This is a genomic window from Endoryza foliicola, from assembly GCF_050589245.1.
Lineage (GTDB): Bacteria > Bacteroidota > Bacteroidia > Chitinophagales > Chitinophagaceae > Endoryza > Endoryza foliicola.
In genome coordinates this window covers 643,201-658,829 of sequence record NZ_JBOBEW010000002.1, presented here as the reverse complement: position 1 = coordinate 658,829, position 15,629 = coordinate 643,201, and the positions used below count along the sequence as shown (strand labels likewise).

The 15,629-nt window shown below is 41.3% G+C and carries 17 protein-coding genes, 1 tRNA gene and 1 pseudogene; 18 read left to right on the top strand and 1 reads right to left on the bottom strand.

The window, feature by feature from the left end:
• Positions 1-138 precede the first annotated feature (138 nt).
• The 18 genes and pseudogenes from ACQ2HE_RS07045 to ACQ2HE_RS06960 all read left to right on the top strand — a co-directional run.
• Complete coding sequence (locus ACQ2HE_RS07045) at positions 139-510, top strand: hypothetical protein (protein ID WP_407520829.1); 372 nt, start codon at positions 139-141, stop codon at positions 508-510.
• Entirely contained in the window at positions 507-1,055 is a 549-nt protein-coding gene (locus tag ACQ2HE_RS07040; RefSeq protein ID WP_407520827.1) for a hypothetical protein, read from the top strand. The genes ACQ2HE_RS07045 and ACQ2HE_RS07040 overlap by 4 nt, the downstream gene beginning before the upstream one ends.
• Positions 1,052-1,381 carry a hypothetical protein gene (locus ACQ2HE_RS07035; protein WP_407520825.1) on the top strand — a complete coding sequence of 110 codons (330 nt, stop codon included), beginning with the start codon at positions 1,052-1,054 and terminating at the stop codon, positions 1,379-1,381. The genes ACQ2HE_RS07040 and ACQ2HE_RS07035 overlap by 4 nt, the downstream gene beginning before the upstream one ends.
• The gene (locus ACQ2HE_RS07030) at positions 1,372-2,172 is read left to right on the top strand and encodes a hypothetical protein (RefSeq protein WP_407520823.1); all 801 of its coding nucleotides are present in this window, start codon (positions 1,372-1,374) and stop codon (positions 2,170-2,172) included. The genes ACQ2HE_RS07035 and ACQ2HE_RS07030 overlap by 10 nt, the downstream gene beginning before the upstream one ends.
• A 5-nt stretch (positions 2,173-2,177) precedes the next feature.
• Positions 2,178-2,360, top strand: coding sequence for a hypothetical protein (locus ACQ2HE_RS07025; RefSeq protein ID WP_407520821.1), 183 nt, complete (start codon positions 2,178-2,180; stop codon positions 2,358-2,360).
• A gap of 43 nt (positions 2,361-2,403) precedes the next feature.
• Positions 2,404-3,108 carry a hypothetical protein gene (locus ACQ2HE_RS07020; RefSeq protein WP_407520819.1) on the top strand — a complete coding sequence of 235 codons (705 nt, stop codon included), beginning with the start codon at positions 2,404-2,406 and terminating at the stop codon, positions 3,106-3,108.
• A 3-nt stretch (positions 3,109-3,111) separates the two neighbouring features.
• On the top strand, positions 3,112-4,086 hold the full coding sequence (locus tag ACQ2HE_RS07015; protein WP_407520817.1) for a peptidoglycan-binding domain-containing protein: 975 nt from the start codon (positions 3,112-3,114) through the stop codon (positions 4,084-4,086).
• A 10-nt stretch (positions 4,087-4,096) separates the two neighbouring features.
• Entirely contained in the window at positions 4,097-4,501 is a 405-nt protein-coding gene (locus ACQ2HE_RS07010) for an N-acetylmuramoyl-L-alanine amidase (RefSeq protein WP_407520815.1), read from the top strand.
• Between the two features lie 28 nt (positions 4,502-4,529).
• The gene (locus tag ACQ2HE_RS07005; protein ID WP_407520813.1) at positions 4,530-5,129 is read left to right on the top strand and encodes a hypothetical protein; all 600 of its coding nucleotides are present in this window, start codon (positions 4,530-4,532) and stop codon (positions 5,127-5,129) included.
• Between the two features lie 73 nt (positions 5,130-5,202).
• Positions 5,203-5,439 (top strand): hypothetical protein, encoded by a 237-nt coding sequence (locus tag ACQ2HE_RS07000; RefSeq protein ID WP_407520811.1) that lies wholly within the window; start codon positions 5,203-5,205, stop codon positions 5,437-5,439.
• Between the two features lies 1 nt (position 5,440).
• Positions 5,441-6,100 (top strand): coiled-coil domain-containing protein, encoded by a 660-nt coding sequence (locus ACQ2HE_RS06995; protein ID WP_407520809.1) that lies wholly within the window; start codon positions 5,441-5,443, stop codon positions 6,098-6,100.
• A gap of 14 nt (positions 6,101-6,114) precedes the next feature.
• The gene (locus tag ACQ2HE_RS06990) at positions 6,115-6,327 is read left to right on the top strand and encodes a hypothetical protein (RefSeq protein WP_407520807.1); all 213 of its coding nucleotides are present in this window, start codon (positions 6,115-6,117) and stop codon (positions 6,325-6,327) included.
• On the top strand, positions 6,308-6,889 hold the full coding sequence (locus ACQ2HE_RS06985; RefSeq protein ID WP_407520805.1) for a hypothetical protein: 582 nt from the start codon (positions 6,308-6,310) through the stop codon (positions 6,887-6,889). The genes ACQ2HE_RS06990 and ACQ2HE_RS06985 overlap by 20 nt, the downstream gene beginning before the upstream one ends.
• Positions 6,890-6,906: 17 nt before the next feature.
• Positions 6,907-12,132: a JAB domain-containing protein gene (locus ACQ2HE_RS06980; RefSeq protein WP_407520803.1), complete on the top strand. Its 5,226-nt coding sequence runs from the start codon at positions 6,907-6,909 to the stop codon at positions 12,130-12,132.
• A gap of 14 nt (positions 12,133-12,146) precedes the next feature.
• On the top strand, positions 12,147-12,959 hold the full coding sequence (locus ACQ2HE_RS06975) for a hypothetical protein (protein ID WP_430902430.1): 813 nt from the start codon (positions 12,147-12,149) through the stop codon (positions 12,957-12,959).
• The gene (locus ACQ2HE_RS06970) at positions 12,910-13,620 is read left to right on the top strand and encodes a P-loop NTPase family protein (protein WP_430902429.1); all 711 of its coding nucleotides are present in this window, start codon (positions 12,910-12,912) and stop codon (positions 13,618-13,620) included. Before ACQ2HE_RS06975 ends, ACQ2HE_RS06970 begins: the two co-directional genes overlap by 50 nt.
• 58 nt (positions 13,621-13,678) lie before the next feature.
• Positions 13,679-13,939, top strand: coding sequence for a hypothetical protein (locus tag ACQ2HE_RS06965; protein ID WP_407520799.1), 261 nt, complete (start codon positions 13,679-13,681; stop codon positions 13,937-13,939).
• Positions 13,936-14,796: pseudogene (locus ACQ2HE_RS06960) on the top strand (recombinase family protein); the annotation flags it as partial. The gene ACQ2HE_RS06965 and the pseudogene ACQ2HE_RS06960, both read left to right, overlap by 4 nt.
• Positions 14,797-15,538: 742 nt before the next feature.
• On the opposite strand, the gene ACQ2HE_RS06955 reads toward ACQ2HE_RS06960, so the two are convergent.
• Positions 15,539-15,612: transfer RNA gene (locus ACQ2HE_RS06955), tRNA-Pro, on the bottom strand.
• Between the last annotated feature and the right edge of the window lie 17 nt (positions 15,613-15,629).

Below are 15,629 nucleotides of genomic sequence, written 5' to 3'. Positions count from 1 at the left end.
ATTAAGAGTTTCAGTTACTACTAACTTGAGGCGAAAGCTGAAAGTTAAAACGGCGGAGAGGGATGGGTAATAACTCTCCGCCGGTAGTAGCTGATTTTTAAAAAAGGAATCTGAATAATCCGTACTAATCCGTACCCTATGCAAACTGTAAAGAAACGATTTGACATTGCTGTAACCGAAGCTGGTAAAACATTCAGCAAAACATTTGAACTGGATAAAAACATTACAGCCGTAAAAGGCATATTGTTTACATCTGATAAAGATGATTTGCTGTACTACAGGGGTTCACAAAAGGTAGAAATCAACAAAGAGGAGATTTTCCCTGAGAACTATGAGAGCAAGTTGCTTTTGTCCGGTATCAATGTTTCACCCAACAACCGCTACTATGATTTAGGCAATCAGCCAGCAGGCAACGGTGCTATCAAAGTAGAATACAAAGACAGCAATGATAGCCGTGCCCTGTTTACTCCTTACCGTGTTTCACTGTATGTAGAATGTGTGTTGCAATGATGAAGGAGCAGGTTATCATACAACCAATAAGTATCAGCAAGAGAGGTCAGCAAAACTTCTTCCAGGTAAAACTGCCCAGGGATACGCATAGAATCATTGGTATTGAAACAGGCTTGTACCTGCTGAATGTACCGGGTTATGTTATACCGGCATCCGAGCAATCAATGCTGATGCGAAGAAATAACCTGATGGGTGTGGTTAAACTTCGGGCAAACGGAAAACCAGATGTATTTTATTCAAAGGAGGTGTTTGAAAGGGACATTAATATCAGTGCTGGTGAAATGAAAATTGTTCCTCCACCGGTAGTTTCAGAAGAAAGAACCCCCTTAAGAAAACTGGATGAGCAACCAGATGGCAACAGCTTTGATTATTTCACTCACTGGACACACGGAGCAAAACGGGAAGAAGACCCTTTGAACATTTGTGGCTGTGCTTTTATCAACGGGCAATATAAAGATGCCATTGGTGAATATTTTTATATGGATGTCAGCTATAAAATAATGCTCTATATCTGGATTGAAAGAAAGACAAATCAGCAGCAATGACAATTAACCTGGCACTGGAATATATAGCAAGGCGGATGAGGGAGCTTGGTTACGGGGATGATTACAGCATCCAGTTCAGGCATTTTGTATTGTCTTCAAAAGCAAAGCTGAAAATACATGCCGGAAGCCAGTTGTTTATCCTGATTGAACCATCAGAGAGCATTGCTGTAAGAAGTGATAGCGGCGTATTTGATGTTACAACCGAAAATGTAAATGAACTGCATTATGAACACCGGGGAGAGATACGGATAAGAAACTATACCGTCATTACCCAACATGCAAGATTTATTCAGGTAATACCAAACGAAAACAAACCATGCCCATAACACACGATAATTACGACCAACTGAAAATTGATAAGCTGCGGCATTACCTGGAAGACATGACAGCAAAAGGACATGCCAAACCTTACGAAGTTTTTGTGGACAGCCTGAAAGTTGTTCCCAAAACGGAAGACCCGAAAGATTTTGAAAACTATGAGTATTACATGAATGATGATACGGAAAAAATCCGAATTGTTATTTATAACTCTAACCTATCACCACGCAATGACCAGTATTGTTTTTATGTAAAACAGCATAAACAGGACAAAGGATTGAACGGCCTCGGTGATATAGAAAACATCATCCAGGAAAAACTGACTGCAAGGGATAAAGAACATGAAGTGAAACGGATGCAGGAGGAACTGACGGAGACCAAACAAAAGCTGGAAGAAGCGGAAGAATATATTGATGAACTGGAAGAAAAATTGGAGTTGTCTGCTAACGATAAGCACAAATTAAAAAATATTGACCTGGTAGAACTCGGTTCTGCCGTGCTGGGCAGGTTGGCTGAAAAGAATGCTGATGTGTTAAGCGGTTTAGGTTTATCAGGTATCGGTAATAAGGAACAAAAACAATTAGATACTCCGCAACCACAAGGTGAAGTCAGTTTTCAAAAGAAAACTGATACCGCAGCAGTAACAGAAGAAGAACAGCAATACATTGCCACCTTAAAGCAACTACAGAACTGCTTTGATGAACCACAAATGGTTGCGGTGATTGGCATACTCAATCAACTGATGGTCGACCCGTCACAGGTGGAGCCTGTGGCGGATTTACTTAACGCAAAAACTTAATAACTATGAAAAAATATCAGTACGACATTTCCATTGAAGCCAAAACAGAAGCAGAGGCCGATGCAAAGATGACAGCACTCATAACATTGGCTTCAAAACTCAGTCAGAAAGAATTGACTAAGCTGGCACATACCATTATGAATGACCCGATAAAAACAGCTTTGGCAAAAAAGTATCTCGGCGTTTAAGCCCCCTAACCCCCTAAAGGGGGAATAAGAAATCCAATATCCTATGAACCAGGAAACTCCCATCCACCAACAGGACGAATTTACCCTTGAGGAAAAAATCAAGTATGGCATACTCGGCGTGATTGTGCTGGGTGGGAGTTTCTTTATTGGCAGAAAGCTGGTACGCCGGGCTAAGTCCTATTCGGAAGAAAAGAAAACTTATGAGGAAGGTAATGAAGCGACTTATGCCAAACAACTGAAAATGGCTTTTGACAATGATATGTGGTTTGGCTGGGGAACTGACGAAGAAGCTATTCGCAAAGTGTTAAGGGCAATACCAAGCAAGGAGTATTTCAGAAAAGTTATTAATTCCTATCAAAAACTGTATGCAAGAAGTCTGATGAAGGACATGCAGGATGAACTGACATCCGCTGAGTACAATGAGATGCTGGCTATCCTTTCGGTAAAACCGGAAAGAGGAAAAACATTGCAGCAGCCCAAACTGACCAGTGAACAGATACTATCCTGGGCAAAAAGGTTAAGGTCGGCGTTTAATGAGAACACCTGGGGATTTTTGCCGTATGGAACGGATGAAGATGCAATAAAAGCAGTGTTCCAGGAAATACCTACACAGTCGGCATTTGCACAAGTGGCGGCAGCATACAAAAAGGAGTATAATGATGACCTGATGGCCGACTTAAAAGATGAACTCACTGTGTTTGAGTATGCTGATATGATGGGCATCCTTACCAAAAAACCGAAGATGTAAACTATGAAAACGAATCAACACAATAAAAAGCAGAAAAGGAAGCGGATTGTGATTACGACCCTGGCGGTGGGAGCAGCAGGTATCCTGGGTTATTTTGGCTGGCAGTATTACAAAAAGAAAAAAGGGAAGAACAGCGATGAGCCCGATGTATCATTCAAAAAGAAAGAACCGGAGGATATTAAACCGGTTTATGTTGATACACCTGCTTATACCCCGGCGATAAAACCCAAAATTAAACCAAGACCAAAGCCGCAAGTAATTTATGATAACCCTTTCCTGGAAGTACCACCGGTGAGCAAGGACGGTTTTCCACTCAAGCGGGGAAGCAAGGGTGAAAAGGTAAGGGCATTACAGGAAGTATTGATTGCAAAACATGGTAAACAAATATTGCCCCGCTATGGCGCTGACGGTGATTTTGGACCAGAAATGTCCGCTGCACTAAAGAAACTGAAACTTCCTGCAACGATTGAACAGAGCACCTACAATGTACTGATGCAGGGACAGAAAATAAGCAGTGGAAATGGAAGCGGCAGTCTCGCTCAACAATTTATTGCAGCAGCAACCAAAAAAGATTTTAACCAGACCATTCAGTTACTCAAGCGGCTTAAATCAAAAGATGATTATAAAGAAGTAAGCGGTGAATTTAAAAACTACCGTATTGGCGGCGGAGTTCGGCAGACACTTGTTAATGCACTGCTCAATACATTCAGCAAAGAAGACCAGAAGCAGACTATCCGTTTTGAGTTCCTGCGGATGGGGCTGCAGTTTGATGGCAAGAAATGGAGTTTAGACGGATTTGACGGGGTGAGTATCGTAACCATTGAACCCGCAACTGTTTGGGTGAATGCTAACCAGGCAATAAAAGTTCCCGCTAAAATGGTACTCGGCAATGAAGTAACCAAACGGCTTGACTACACTCTCTTTGAAAACAACGGCAAGCATTTTTTAGTGCAAACAAAATCAGTAACACAACTATAAAACTCAATTTATGAAAAGACATATCCGCTACATCGTTGTACACAGTACCGCAACATTTGACCCAAAGGTTTCCCAGTTCTATGGCCACTATCATTATGTGGTGGAAAGAACCGGCGAAATAAAAAAAGTACATGGCGATACCGCTATCATAAAGAATGTGGAGAAGGTGGATAATGAAGCCATCCATATCGCCTATGCAGGCGGCAGAAATAAAACCGGTACACTTGGCGACACCAAAACACCCAACCAGGAAGAAGCCCTCTTTAATAAAATTGTGGCACTCTCCATTAAATATCCAGGTGCTGCTATTGTGGGGCATGATGAACTGGAACCGGGTTCCATCTCACCTGGCTTCAGTGTGAAGGAATGGATAAAAAATTATGAGCCAGACCTTAACCTTTCCAAAGCCAGTTAACCAATTAATCCATTTTAAATCCAACCCTATGTTACAATCTATATTAAAAACCATGACTGAAAGAGGCTATAAAATTTACAGCCGCCCTTTTGAACTCAATATTGTGGGCATTCGTGCCAACAGCACCGTGCCTAATAGTTTTGACGACACCCTCAATATCTTTTATAAAAACTCATCCGGTGACTGGCAGCACCACCGCTGCCCGGCAACAACTGACCCTGGCACGTTCTGGCTGCGTAACCTGATGAACCCCCAGGGTACGGCTATATTGAAGCAGGGACAGTATATCGGCTCACACGGTATCGGTATGCACCGGGGCAAATACTTAGCCCTTACGCAGAAAAGGCCTTTGACTGTAATCCGGGATTATGACCGTGATGCTATACTTGACTTTAATAATGGCAAAGAACAGACCGGCATATTCGGTATCAATATTCACCGGGCATCCATTAACGGTACAACAAAGTTTGTGGAGAAGCATTCCGCCGGTTGCCAGGTGTTTGCCAATATCAATGACTTCAACCTGATGATGCAGTTGGCGCAGCGCCATAAACAGCTTTATGGTAATGATTTTACCTACACACTGATTGATGAGAGGGCTTTAGTCCGTGAAGCAAAAAAAAATTAATGTTTGACCTGGTGGGGCTGGGTATTGCCACAGCCCTGGGCTTCGCTACTTATCAGCTTGTAAAAGACCCGTAATGAGAAAGTTTATAGCAGAATTATTTAAAGATAAAAACGGCTGCTACAGTTTAAGGGAACTGGCAATCGCATTGCTTCTCCTGGCACTGATAGCAAGCTGGATAGCACAGCAGTTTTTCAATAAAGCTGTTCCTGAATTTATGTTTTACTCTTTTGCAAGCCTGATTGGTGCCGGTTGCTTTGGTTACTCTATTGAACGCAAATCAAATATTGACAATAACAATCCTACAATCTGATATGAAAAACTTAAAAACAATACTTACCCTTTTAATTGGTGCCGTTATCGGCTTTTCCTTTTGCCAGTTCTTTCACCGAAACTGCCCCGATGTTTATCCTCCGGTTAAGATTGCTGACAGCAAGGCTTCAGAACTGGAAAAGAAAGCACAGGATACAGAAGCAAAGTACCTGCAAAAGATAGATTCTGTCCAGCAGCGTACACAAGCCCTGAACGAATCCCTTAAAAAAACAAAAAACGCATTGGATAAAACCAAAAGAAAAAACATTGAGTTGCAAACACAGGTATATGATTTAATTGACAGGCAGAGAGTTTATAAAGAGGTGCTTGATACAGCCAGCTTTATTACCGGGTGTGATTCGCTGCAAAACAGGGTTGAAGAACTAATTACCGAAACAAATCTACAGGACAGCATACAAACCGCAATCACAGACAATCTGCATGAGCAGCTTCTGCAAAAAGATTCTGTTATCCTGCTGAAAGATTCGCTGTACCAGCAACTGAACAAATCATTTGAGCAGAGCATCGAACAGCAGAAACTGCTGGAGCAACAGGCAAAATTCTACAAGAAAAAATATAAACGACAACGGCTCGGCAGCAAATTAAAAAACCTGGGGCTGCTTATTATATCCGGGTTTGCTGCCTCCCAACTTATTCACTAATCCAAAATGTTTACATGGCTGCGAAAGAAAAGACAATTGTAGCTACTGCCACATTTGTTACATCCCTTTTATCCTACCTCTATGCAAAGGAAGCGGATAAAGACTCAGTGGCCTATGTGATGGTGGGCGGTTTTATCGGTTCCCTTCTTGGAGAAGGTATAGCAGAGGCTATAAAAAAGAACAGTTCGGACAATAAAAATAATTCAGATGCCAATAGAAATATATAACAACGGGCCTTCACTGAAAATTGTAAACGGAGGCAGTGTAATCCTGGTAAGCAAAATTCAAATTAAGACTATTGAAACCATCCGTAATGATGTGATACGGCTGGACATTGGTGAAGGGGCATTGAAAAACATTTATGTCAGGTTCGCTGATGTAACAACTCCGGCAGGTCTGGCTGATGCAGGCCAGTTAAGAGATGCTATTAACGCCATGCTGTTAAGCAATGTGGCAGGTGGGGCAACTGAAATAAAACAGGACACCGAAATAGGTATTTTGAACGGTATCCTTGGTGCGCTGAACGACCTGAAAGGAATTATGAATACCGGCGGAGGTGGGGGTATTAAGCAGCCTGTCCGCATAGATGAATCCACACCTAATGTGGTTTATTACGGATATGCTGCCATCGGCTCTGCCATTGATGCGCCAGTTTGGGCAATCCAGCGTGTTACAAGAGCCAATGATATTATTGTGTATGAGTGGGCTGACGGAAATGAAAACTATGATAATGTTTGGGAAAATCGCTACATGCTGGACTACTCCGGTATCGGTATTATCAGGGAATAACCATCCATTAAGAAACCATGAAATACCAAACCATACCTGAAATTGTGCTTGGCGAAACTCCGGAAGTTAATGTTCCGGAGTTAGCTGTTTCTTATACAAGGAGCAGGCAGAAAGATTTTGGTAAAATCACTTCATCAAAAGATGCGGCTGATTTTATCAGAAATACTTTCAATGAAGGTGAAGTAGAATTGCAGGAACAGTTCATCGTTCTTTATCTCAACCAGGCAAATGAAATCATCGGTTATTATAAACACTCTAAAGGGGCTATTAATGCAACAGTAGCCGACATTCGCATTATTCTTGCCACTGCTTTAAAAAGTTTAGCAGTGTCAATGGTAATTGCACATAATCATCCGTCCGGCAACCTAAAACCTTCAAGAGCAGATGAACAATTAACAGCAAAGATTAAAGAAAGTGCTGCCATGATGGAAGTGCGGTTGCTTGACCATGTGATTGTAACAAGGGACAGTTATTATTCTTTTGCCGATGATGGTTTATTAGGATTGGATGGCTTAAATAATAAAGAGGAACAGTTTGTTGCTGCGATTGAATTTGATTTAGCTACTAAGAAGTCACACAATAAAATATCCGTAGAAAAGCTGGCTGCTTCATTTGGTATCATTGATAAAAATGACGTAAAAGAACTGACAGAGCTTGCCATTGTAAACCGGGCAAGATTGCTGGGGCATAGCGGGGGGACAGTGAAGCAAAGATTTGACCAGATAGTTGAACTCTATCAAAGCCAGGTAAATCTATCACACCGCACTTCACAAAGTATTTTACTGCAGCAATATTCTACACCTGCGCCCATTGGTTATTTAGCAGGTGTGTTTTGTGAGATTGATAAACTTCAGTTCAATGGAGGCTTTGCTTTTGAACCATCAGCAGGCAATGGCTTATTGACTATTGCTGCCAAACCTGAAAGAGTATATGTAAATGAACTGGATAGTTTTCGTAACCGCAACCTGAAAACGCAAGGTTTTGCAAACGTCTGGCAAAGAGATGCCACAAAACCTTTCTTTGATGTGCAACGCACATTTATGGCAGTAATGACAAACCCACCATTTGGCAAAATGGAAACGGAAGTTATGTTTGATACTTTTCCGATTAAACCCTTAGAGCATGTGATGGCTTTAAGGGCCTTAGACTGCATGGTTGATACTGGTAAGGCAGCCATCATCATTGGTGGCCATACTACCTGGGATGACAAAGGCAGAATCACAGCAGGTAAAAACAGGATTTTCTTTAACTACCTATACAGTCGCTATCATGTGGCTGATGTAATCAATATTGATGGCGCAAAACTTTATTCAAGACAGGGAACATCTTTTGATGTCCGCCTGATTTTGATTAATGGCAGAAAACAAACAGCATCTGGTGCAGCACCTGTTTACAATCCCGATAAAGACCATGAAGTAAAAGCCTTTGATGAGCTTTTTCAAAGAGTGATGGAAAGCCTCTCCCTTACCCTCTCCAAAGGAGAAGGAATAAAAACAGAACCTATGAAAAAAAATATTTCTTCATTAGAACAGGAAGCACAGAATTTAATGAAGCTGTTTAAAGCCCCTCCTTCGGAGGGGTTGGGGGAGGCTCTCGGAGCGCCTTACGAACCAGCATCCGAAAGTTGTGTCGTATTAAATACACAAGTGCCCGACAGTATGGCTTTTGAAACAAGACAGGCTGTACTAAGTATAAAAGAAGAAGTTGGCGGAGATATTGACAACTTTGTTCGCCACCGCTTAAAATATCCTAATAAAGCTGCGCTGTGTAAAGTTTTATCTGCTGAACAGATTGATGCGGTGGCAATGACTATTTATAATATTGAAGCAAGAAGCCAGGGCATGATTATCGGCGACCAGACGGGTATTGGGAAAGGACGGGTTGCTGCTGCTATGATACGCTATGCAGTGAACCAGGGTGTCAAGCCGGTATTTCTTACAGAAAAAGCAAACCTGTTCTCTGACATTTACCGTGATTTATCAGCCATTGGTTCAGGACATTTAAAGCCACTGATTGTAAACAGCAAGGAATCCAAGACAGATATAAAAGATGAGGATGGTGAAGTTATATACCAGGCACCGTCTCCCACCGAGCAGCAAAGTATTATCAGTTCGAGAACCGTATCTGCGCAATATGATTTTGTACTGGCTACCTATTCGCAGTTTAATTCTCCAGAAAAGAAACCCGAAAAACCAAACTTTCTCCGGGCTATTGCTGATGATAATATTTTTATCATGGATGAAGCACATAATTCCAGTGGCTCATCCAATACGGGTGAATTTCTGCAAGGTGTTGTTTCAAAAACCAAAGGTGTTGTATTCCTGTCAGCCACATTTGCGAAGCGACCCGACAACATGCCCATCTATGCTATGAAAACTTCCATTGCCGATTGCAATATGAGCAGGGATGATTTGGTGGAAGCTATTACAAGAGGCGGCGTGGCATTGCAGGAAGTGTTATCCTCACAATTGGTTGCTGAGGGACAAATGGTGCGCAGGGAAAGAAGTTTTGAAGGAGTGGAAGTAAATTATTTGTCTTTAGATACTAAGTCAGAAGAACACCGTGCCATTGCAGATAACATTACTGATATACTCCGTGATATTATTGCCTTCCAAACAAACTTCGTGGATGCACAGGTAGAGGAACTGGATAAAATTGCAGTAGCTGAAGGCAAAGAAGTTGCACTGCGTGAAGGTACTTCACAAGCTGGCGTTGATAATCAACCTTATTTTTCCAAAGTGTTCCAGGTAATTAACCAGATGCTTTTTTCTTTAAAGGCGGAAGCAGTCGCTGACCAGGCAATTAAAAGATTAAAGGAGGGAAAAAAGCCGGTGATTGCCTTCGCTTCTACAATGGGCAGCTTTATTGAATCAATGGAAAATGAACAGGGCGTTCCGGTTGGTGATGGCGATACTATCAATGCTGATTTTAGTGAAGTTCTTAAAAGAGGGTTAGATGGTATTTTACGTTATTCCGAAAAAGATGTGGACGGCAATGCTATTCACAAAAAATTTGAATTAAGTGAACTGCCGCCGGAAGCTCAAACCGAATACCACCGAATACTGGGAAAGATAAATAACGTCTCAACGGGTATTACTATTTCCCCGATTGATATTATCATCAAGAAAATAAAAGACGCCGGCTACAGTGTCGCCGAAGTAACAGGCCGTAAGTATGAACTGCAACTCAACTGGAAGGGCAGTAAGGCTTTGATACTGGCAAGAAAACGTATCAATACCAATGATGCTTTCCGGCAGTTCAATAATAATGAAGTGGATGTGCTGATGATTAACCAGTCCGGCAGTACCGGCGCATCTGCACATGCCATACCTACGGCTAAAGTTTCCAAAGAGCAGGTAAAGCAAAGGGTAATGATTGTGCTGCAGGCAGAGCTGGACATTAATACGGAAGTGCAAAAAAGAGGCCGCGTCAACCGAACCGGGCAAATCTTAAAACCGATTTATGACTATGTAACGTCCGCCATCCCGGCTGAAAAAAGGTTGATGATGATGTTACAGAAAAAACTGAAGTCATTAGATGCAAACACTACCTCCAATCAAAAGCAATCCACGAAGATTTTAGATGTGCCAGATTTCTTAAATAAATACGGCGACAAGATTGTGAAGGACTACCTAATGGAGAATAAGGATGTAAATGAATTACTGGACGACCCATTGCATTTGAAAGATTCCAAGGCTGATAGCGGCAGTAGTGAATCGCAAACATTGGAAGATGCGGCACATAAAGTTTCTGGCCGGGTAGCTGTTTTATCTACTAAAATGCAGCAGGATTTTTATAATGAGATTGCGGAACGCTATAATGATTATGTAGAGTACCTGAAACAAACCGGTGATTATGATTTGGAAGTGGAAGCCATGAACCTGGAAGCTGAAACGGTTTCTTCTAAGGTAATAAAAATGGGCAAAGGCAGTGACAGCGCCTTTGGCGATGACAGTACGCTGGAGACCGTCCGTGCCAATGTGTTGAAAAAGCCTTTTTCCAAAACAGAACTGGAAAATCTTATCAATGAATCATTAAAAGGTAATGACCCTCATAAACTACAGGATAAACTGGTGGAAGATTATGAAGCATCTGTGGCGGAAAGATTGAAAGAGGAAGAAGCTGAAACCGAAGCCAAGTATGATGAGCTGATAAAAAATGTCCCCGGTGAAAAGAAGATTCAGAAGATATTGGAAAAGCAGGGCGAGGGAGCATGGCGGCAGGCTGTCGCAGAAAGAGAAAAAGAATTGACTGGCGCAAAAGAACTGCAATTACAAAATCTCAAAAAGACCTTTGATAACCGAAAGCAGTATATAGAAAAAGCCTTCCGGTTTTTCTATATCAGCCGTAATATCCGTTATCCCATTGAAACTTACAATGGCGGTAATGAGTTGGTGCCAGCCGTGTTTTTAGGATTTGTAATTGATAAGAAAAAGAAGAACCCTTATGCTCCTTCAGCAATCAAACTGCGTATTGCTATTGCCAACAGTTCTAAATACCTGGCCATCCCGGCATCTTACTCAGAAGATATAATGACAATCATTGGTGCAAGTGCAGATATATCTCAGCCCAGCATGAATGTTTTACTGCATGAGTGGGAGAAATACACTAAGGAAAACAACACTGACCGACGTATCCGCCACATCATCACCGGTAACCTGCTGCAAGCCTTTTCTGATTTTAAGGGCAAGTTGGTAAGTTATACAACAATTAAGCAAGAAACCAAAAAGGGAATCCTGATGCCGGAGAACTGGAACTCTGGTGAACAGGTGCAGGATAAAGTAGTAGTGCCAATACTGAAAGCTGCACCGATTGTAAAATCATTGGTGCAGAACTCTCAAATCATTACCAATAATGGCTTATCATTTTTCAGGACAGGTAATCACTTCAAACTGATAATATCAGCGTCCAGGGCAAGGGGCGGCGATATTTATTTAGATAAGAATATCCTTGAGCTGGTGGAGAAAACCAATTTTGAAAAAGTATCTGACAAAATGGTGGCCATGTTGCCAGAGAAGAATATTGATAAACTGCTGGAGATTTTACAGACTACTCATGGATGTTCTATAACTATTCATTCATCTGACCTAAAAAATATCAAGTCTGATACAGGAAGATACAGCAACCGGAAAAAAATAAAACTACCGCCCGATGATGAGGAAGAAGAACTTCCGGACAATGTAGCCATCCTTGAACTGGAAGCAGAAGCCCTGGCACTTGAACTTGAATTATTAGCAGCATAAAAACAATCCATCCTATGATAACAATAGATAACTACTTTAATAAGGTCAATTCATTAGATTTAAAATCATTACCGGAAGCATTAAGAAAAGGCCATGAATTTATTTTAAAGGCAACCAGTAATGGGTCAAGCTGGGTGTCGTATCATTCCAGTGAGCCGATTAAGAAAACGGTGGATATGTACCTGGCAAAACTGAACGAGTTTGTCAGCAATACTTCAAAAGCCCAAAAGAAACAGGCGAAGAAAGAGGGCGAAAGAAAACAGCATGATGAAGTCATCAAAGAAACTATGCGGAGGCAAGGTATTACAAAGCCTACCAAGTCTAAAAAAAGTGATGAAGATATGCCTGCTGAAGATGGTCCGCAGTTGGTGGAAAGGATTCCAGAAGAGCTTCGGTTTATCCGCCGCTTTGTAAACCTGAATGGCAAGACAAAAACAAAGGATGATTTACTCCGCTTTATCAACGGCCTTCAAAAAGCAATTTTGGAAAAACGCATCCGTAAAACTTCTCCGTATGCCGTGCAGGTAAAATATATCCAGGATAGTCTTGTTAAGACTTTCAATACCATGAAGGCTAAAATAAAGCTGGAAGTAAATGCGAAAACATTAAAAGAGTTTACTGATTTATTAGGTGGAGAAAAAATATATCCTTCTATACAGTTATTGAAGAAGTACATCAACCTGAATGGTAAAGCCGGGATGAAAGAAAAAGCCATTAAACTGGTAAAACAAATGGAAACAGCGGCTAAAAAGCGAAAAGTGAGGAAGGGTGATATGTATGAAGCCCCTTTGCAGCAGGCATATAAAAAACCTGCGGGAATTTATTAGTGATAAAAAGCAAAAGACATTACTCATAGAGCAAAGAGAGCTTAATGGTATTGAAGGAGTTTTGGGCTGTGCCTGCAATCCGTTAAACGGTTTTGAAGAAATGCCGGCCATTATGAACAGCATGGATTTTGCCAATATGCAATTTGAAACCATCGGTCTTAAAGGGAAATGGTTTGACCTCATCGGCGACCCATCCTCCAACTTTACCGCAATGGTATTTGGCAAACCCAAAATGGGTAAGTCATATCTCTGCATTGACTTCGCCGGTTACCTGGCAAGGAATCATGGAAAAGTGCTGTATGTGGCAAAAGAAGAAGGGTTGGATATGACATTGCAAAAGAAACTGAATGATAAAGATGTGGCACACCCGAATTTATTTGTTGCGGCTGTATTGCCGGAAGGCTTATCCCCTTATGATTTTATTTTCCTGGATAGCGTAAACCGGCTTGGCTTATTACCTGAAGACCTGAACCGGCTGAAAGCCTTTAACCCAACCAAATCTTTCATTTACATTTTTCAATCTACAAAATTTGGGAATTTTAAAGGCTCTCAAAGTTTCCAGCATGATGTGGATGTGGTGATTGAAGTGCCGGAGAAAGGAAAGGCTGTGCAAATGGGAAGGTTTAATCAGGGAGGGGAAATAGATATTTTTAACGACTAACAATCATAAAAATCCGGTTCCTCTCAACCGGATTTTTCAATTAATAAATCCATATCCAATGAAAACTAAGCAAAACAAGCTGGGCGTTTGTGCGGTTGATATAAACCCCTGTATCATTCCATTAAACCCCGAAATCCTTCACTCCTTCCCCGGTTGTGAACATTACTCAGAAACCGAGGCTAATAATATTATCAAAACCCTAGAAAAACTGAGTACTGTCTGCCACCAGATCATTAAGGCGAAAGAAATAGATATAATTGATAATCAACAAGTTGTATATTTGAATCCAACAAAACGAACTAAATCAAAAGCCGCATGAATACAAGTATTGATTTATTTTCAAAATGGGCTAAAAAGCCTTCGCTTGCTATTGTAAAATCAGGTGAACGTAAAGCCATTGTTTATACCAGGGTTTCCAGCAAAGAACAATTTGATACTAACCTCTCTTTAGAGTGGCAGCGTAAAACCATTGAAGAATACGCAACCCGTCAAAATTTTGAATTGTTGGAATATTTTGGTGGTGTATATGAAAGTGCAAAAACGGATGGGCGTAAAGAGTTCCAGCGTATGCTGGATTATGCCCGCAAGAATAAAAAGGTAACACACATTTTCGTGTACCTGCTCGACCGCTTTTCCCGTACCGGTGGTGGTGCGATTAAACTGGCTAAAGACTTGCGGGAAAAATATGGCATCACCATCATTGCGGTTACCCAGCCCATTGATACCAGCAACCCAGGTGGCGTATTCCAACAGAATATCCAGTTCCTTTTTAGCGAATACGATAACCAGTTAAGAAGACAAAGGGCAATGGCGGGTATCAGAGAAAAATTACAGCGGGGTATCTGGTGCGTGAAACCGCCAATGGGTTATGATATTGTTTATGATAAAACAGGTTTCAGTGACGAAAGAAGCAAAGGGGAAAGAAAGATTATAGTGAATGATACCGGAAAGAAACTTCGCAGAGCTTTTGAATGGAAAGCACAAGGCATGAAAAACGAAGAAATCCTCAGCCGTCTTAAAGCATTAGGGCTAAAAATTTATAAGCAAAAAATAAGTGCCATCTTCTCCAATCCCTTTTACTGTGGTATAATCTCCAATAAAATGCTGGAAGGTAAATTGATTGTGGGTAAACATGAGAAACTTGTTTCGCAGGAACTATTTTTAAAAGTAAATAATGTCCGTGCTGAAGCCAAAGGTAAATATGGCATCCTTCATCAAAAGCATCATGAAAACGTTCCTCTAAAGGTTTTCATGAAATGTTCCGATTGTAGTAGCCCCTATACCGGCTATATCGTAAAGAGCCGGAACCGCTGGTATTATAAATGCCGTTCTAAAGGTTGCTGCAATAACAAGAGCGCTGAAAAAGCCAATACCCATTTCATTAATTATCTTACAAAGTACGCCATTGTCCCACACTTGGTGCAGCCTTTTTTATTTGCCATGAAACACGAAGTTGCCAAACTGGAAACAGCAAAAGTGGACGAAGAAAAACTCTTAAAAAATAACCTGAATGAAGTGCAGAAAAAGATAGATACAATAGAGGAACAATACTTCATTCTGAAGTCCATGCCTGACGAAACTTATCAAAAGTTTCAGGCTAAGCTCACCGAAGAAAAGGCGCAAATCCTCCGAAATATTGACCAGGCTGGTTCAAGTATTTCGAACACAACTGAAGCACTGGAAAAAGCATTGCAATTTTCCCTGAAACTCCCGTCCCTGTGGGGTTCTGCAGATGTCAATCAAAAAGAAATTATCCAAAATCTAATCTTTCCTGATGGCGTAATCTACGACAGGAAAAAAGAAGCATTTCGAACAGAAAAAGTTAATGAAGTATTTCGCTGTATTGCAGTACTAAACAGCAGTTCAGGTGAAAATGAAACAGGACAAACCAGTAATGAAACCAATTTGTCCTGTTCTGTCGGGTGGACTGGATTCGAACCAGCGACCCCTTGCACCCCATACAAGTGCGCTACCGGGCTGCGCCACCACCCGAATCTAGGGGGTGCAAA

What these genes read in the sequence shown, in the direction of transcription:
- ACQ2HE_RS07045 (WP_407520829.1), top strand. Translation starts at nt 139, where the DNA reads ATGCAAACTGTAAAGAAACGATTTGACATTGCTGTAACCGAAGCTGGT.
- ACQ2HE_RS07040 (WP_407520827.1), top strand. Translation starts at nt 507, where the DNA reads ATGATGAAGGAGCAGGTTATCATACAACCAATAAGTATCAGCAAGAGA.
- ACQ2HE_RS07035 (WP_407520825.1), top strand. Translation starts at nt 1,052, where the DNA reads ATGACAATTAACCTGGCACTGGAATATATAGCAAGGCGGATGAGGGAG.
- ACQ2HE_RS07030 (WP_407520823.1), top strand. Translation starts at nt 1,372, where the DNA reads ATGCCCATAACACACGATAATTACGACCAACTGAAAATTGATAAGCTG.
- ACQ2HE_RS07025 (WP_407520821.1), top strand. Translation starts at nt 2,178, where the DNA reads ATGAAAAAATATCAGTACGACATTTCCATTGAAGCCAAAACAGAAGCA.
- ACQ2HE_RS07020 (WP_407520819.1), top strand. Translation starts at nt 2,404, where the DNA reads ATGAACCAGGAAACTCCCATCCACCAACAGGACGAATTTACCCTTGAG.
- ACQ2HE_RS07015 (WP_407520817.1), top strand. Translation starts at nt 3,112, where the DNA reads ATGAAAACGAATCAACACAATAAAAAGCAGAAAAGGAAGCGGATTGTG.
- ACQ2HE_RS07010 (WP_407520815.1), top strand. Translation starts at nt 4,097, where the DNA reads ATGAAAAGACATATCCGCTACATCGTTGTACACAGTACCGCAACATTT.
- ACQ2HE_RS07005 (WP_407520813.1), top strand. Translation starts at nt 4,530, where the DNA reads ATGTTACAATCTATATTAAAAACCATGACTGAAAGAGGCTATAAAATT.
- ACQ2HE_RS07000 (WP_407520811.1), top strand. Translation starts at nt 5,203, where the DNA reads ATGAGAAAGTTTATAGCAGAATTATTTAAAGATAAAAACGGCTGCTAC.
- ACQ2HE_RS06995 (WP_407520809.1), top strand. Translation starts at nt 5,441, where the DNA reads ATGAAAAACTTAAAAACAATACTTACCCTTTTAATTGGTGCCGTTATC.
- ACQ2HE_RS06990 (WP_407520807.1), top strand. Translation starts at nt 6,115, where the DNA reads ATGGCTGCGAAAGAAAAGACAATTGTAGCTACTGCCACATTTGTTACA.
- ACQ2HE_RS06985 (WP_407520805.1), top strand. Translation starts at nt 6,308, where the DNA reads ATGCCAATAGAAATATATAACAACGGGCCTTCACTGAAAATTGTAAAC.
- ACQ2HE_RS06980 (WP_407520803.1), top strand. Translation starts at nt 6,907, where the DNA reads ATGAAATACCAAACCATACCTGAAATTGTGCTTGGCGAAACTCCGGAA.
- ACQ2HE_RS06975 (WP_430902430.1), top strand. Translation starts at nt 12,147, where the DNA reads ATGATAACAATAGATAACTACTTTAATAAGGTCAATTCATTAGATTTA.
- ACQ2HE_RS06970 (WP_430902429.1), top strand. Translation starts at nt 12,910, where the DNA reads ATGAAGCCCCTTTGCAGCAGGCATATAAAAAACCTGCGGGAATTTATT.
- ACQ2HE_RS06965 (WP_407520799.1), top strand. Translation starts at nt 13,679, where the DNA reads ATGAAAACTAAGCAAAACAAGCTGGGCGTTTGTGCGGTTGATATAAAC.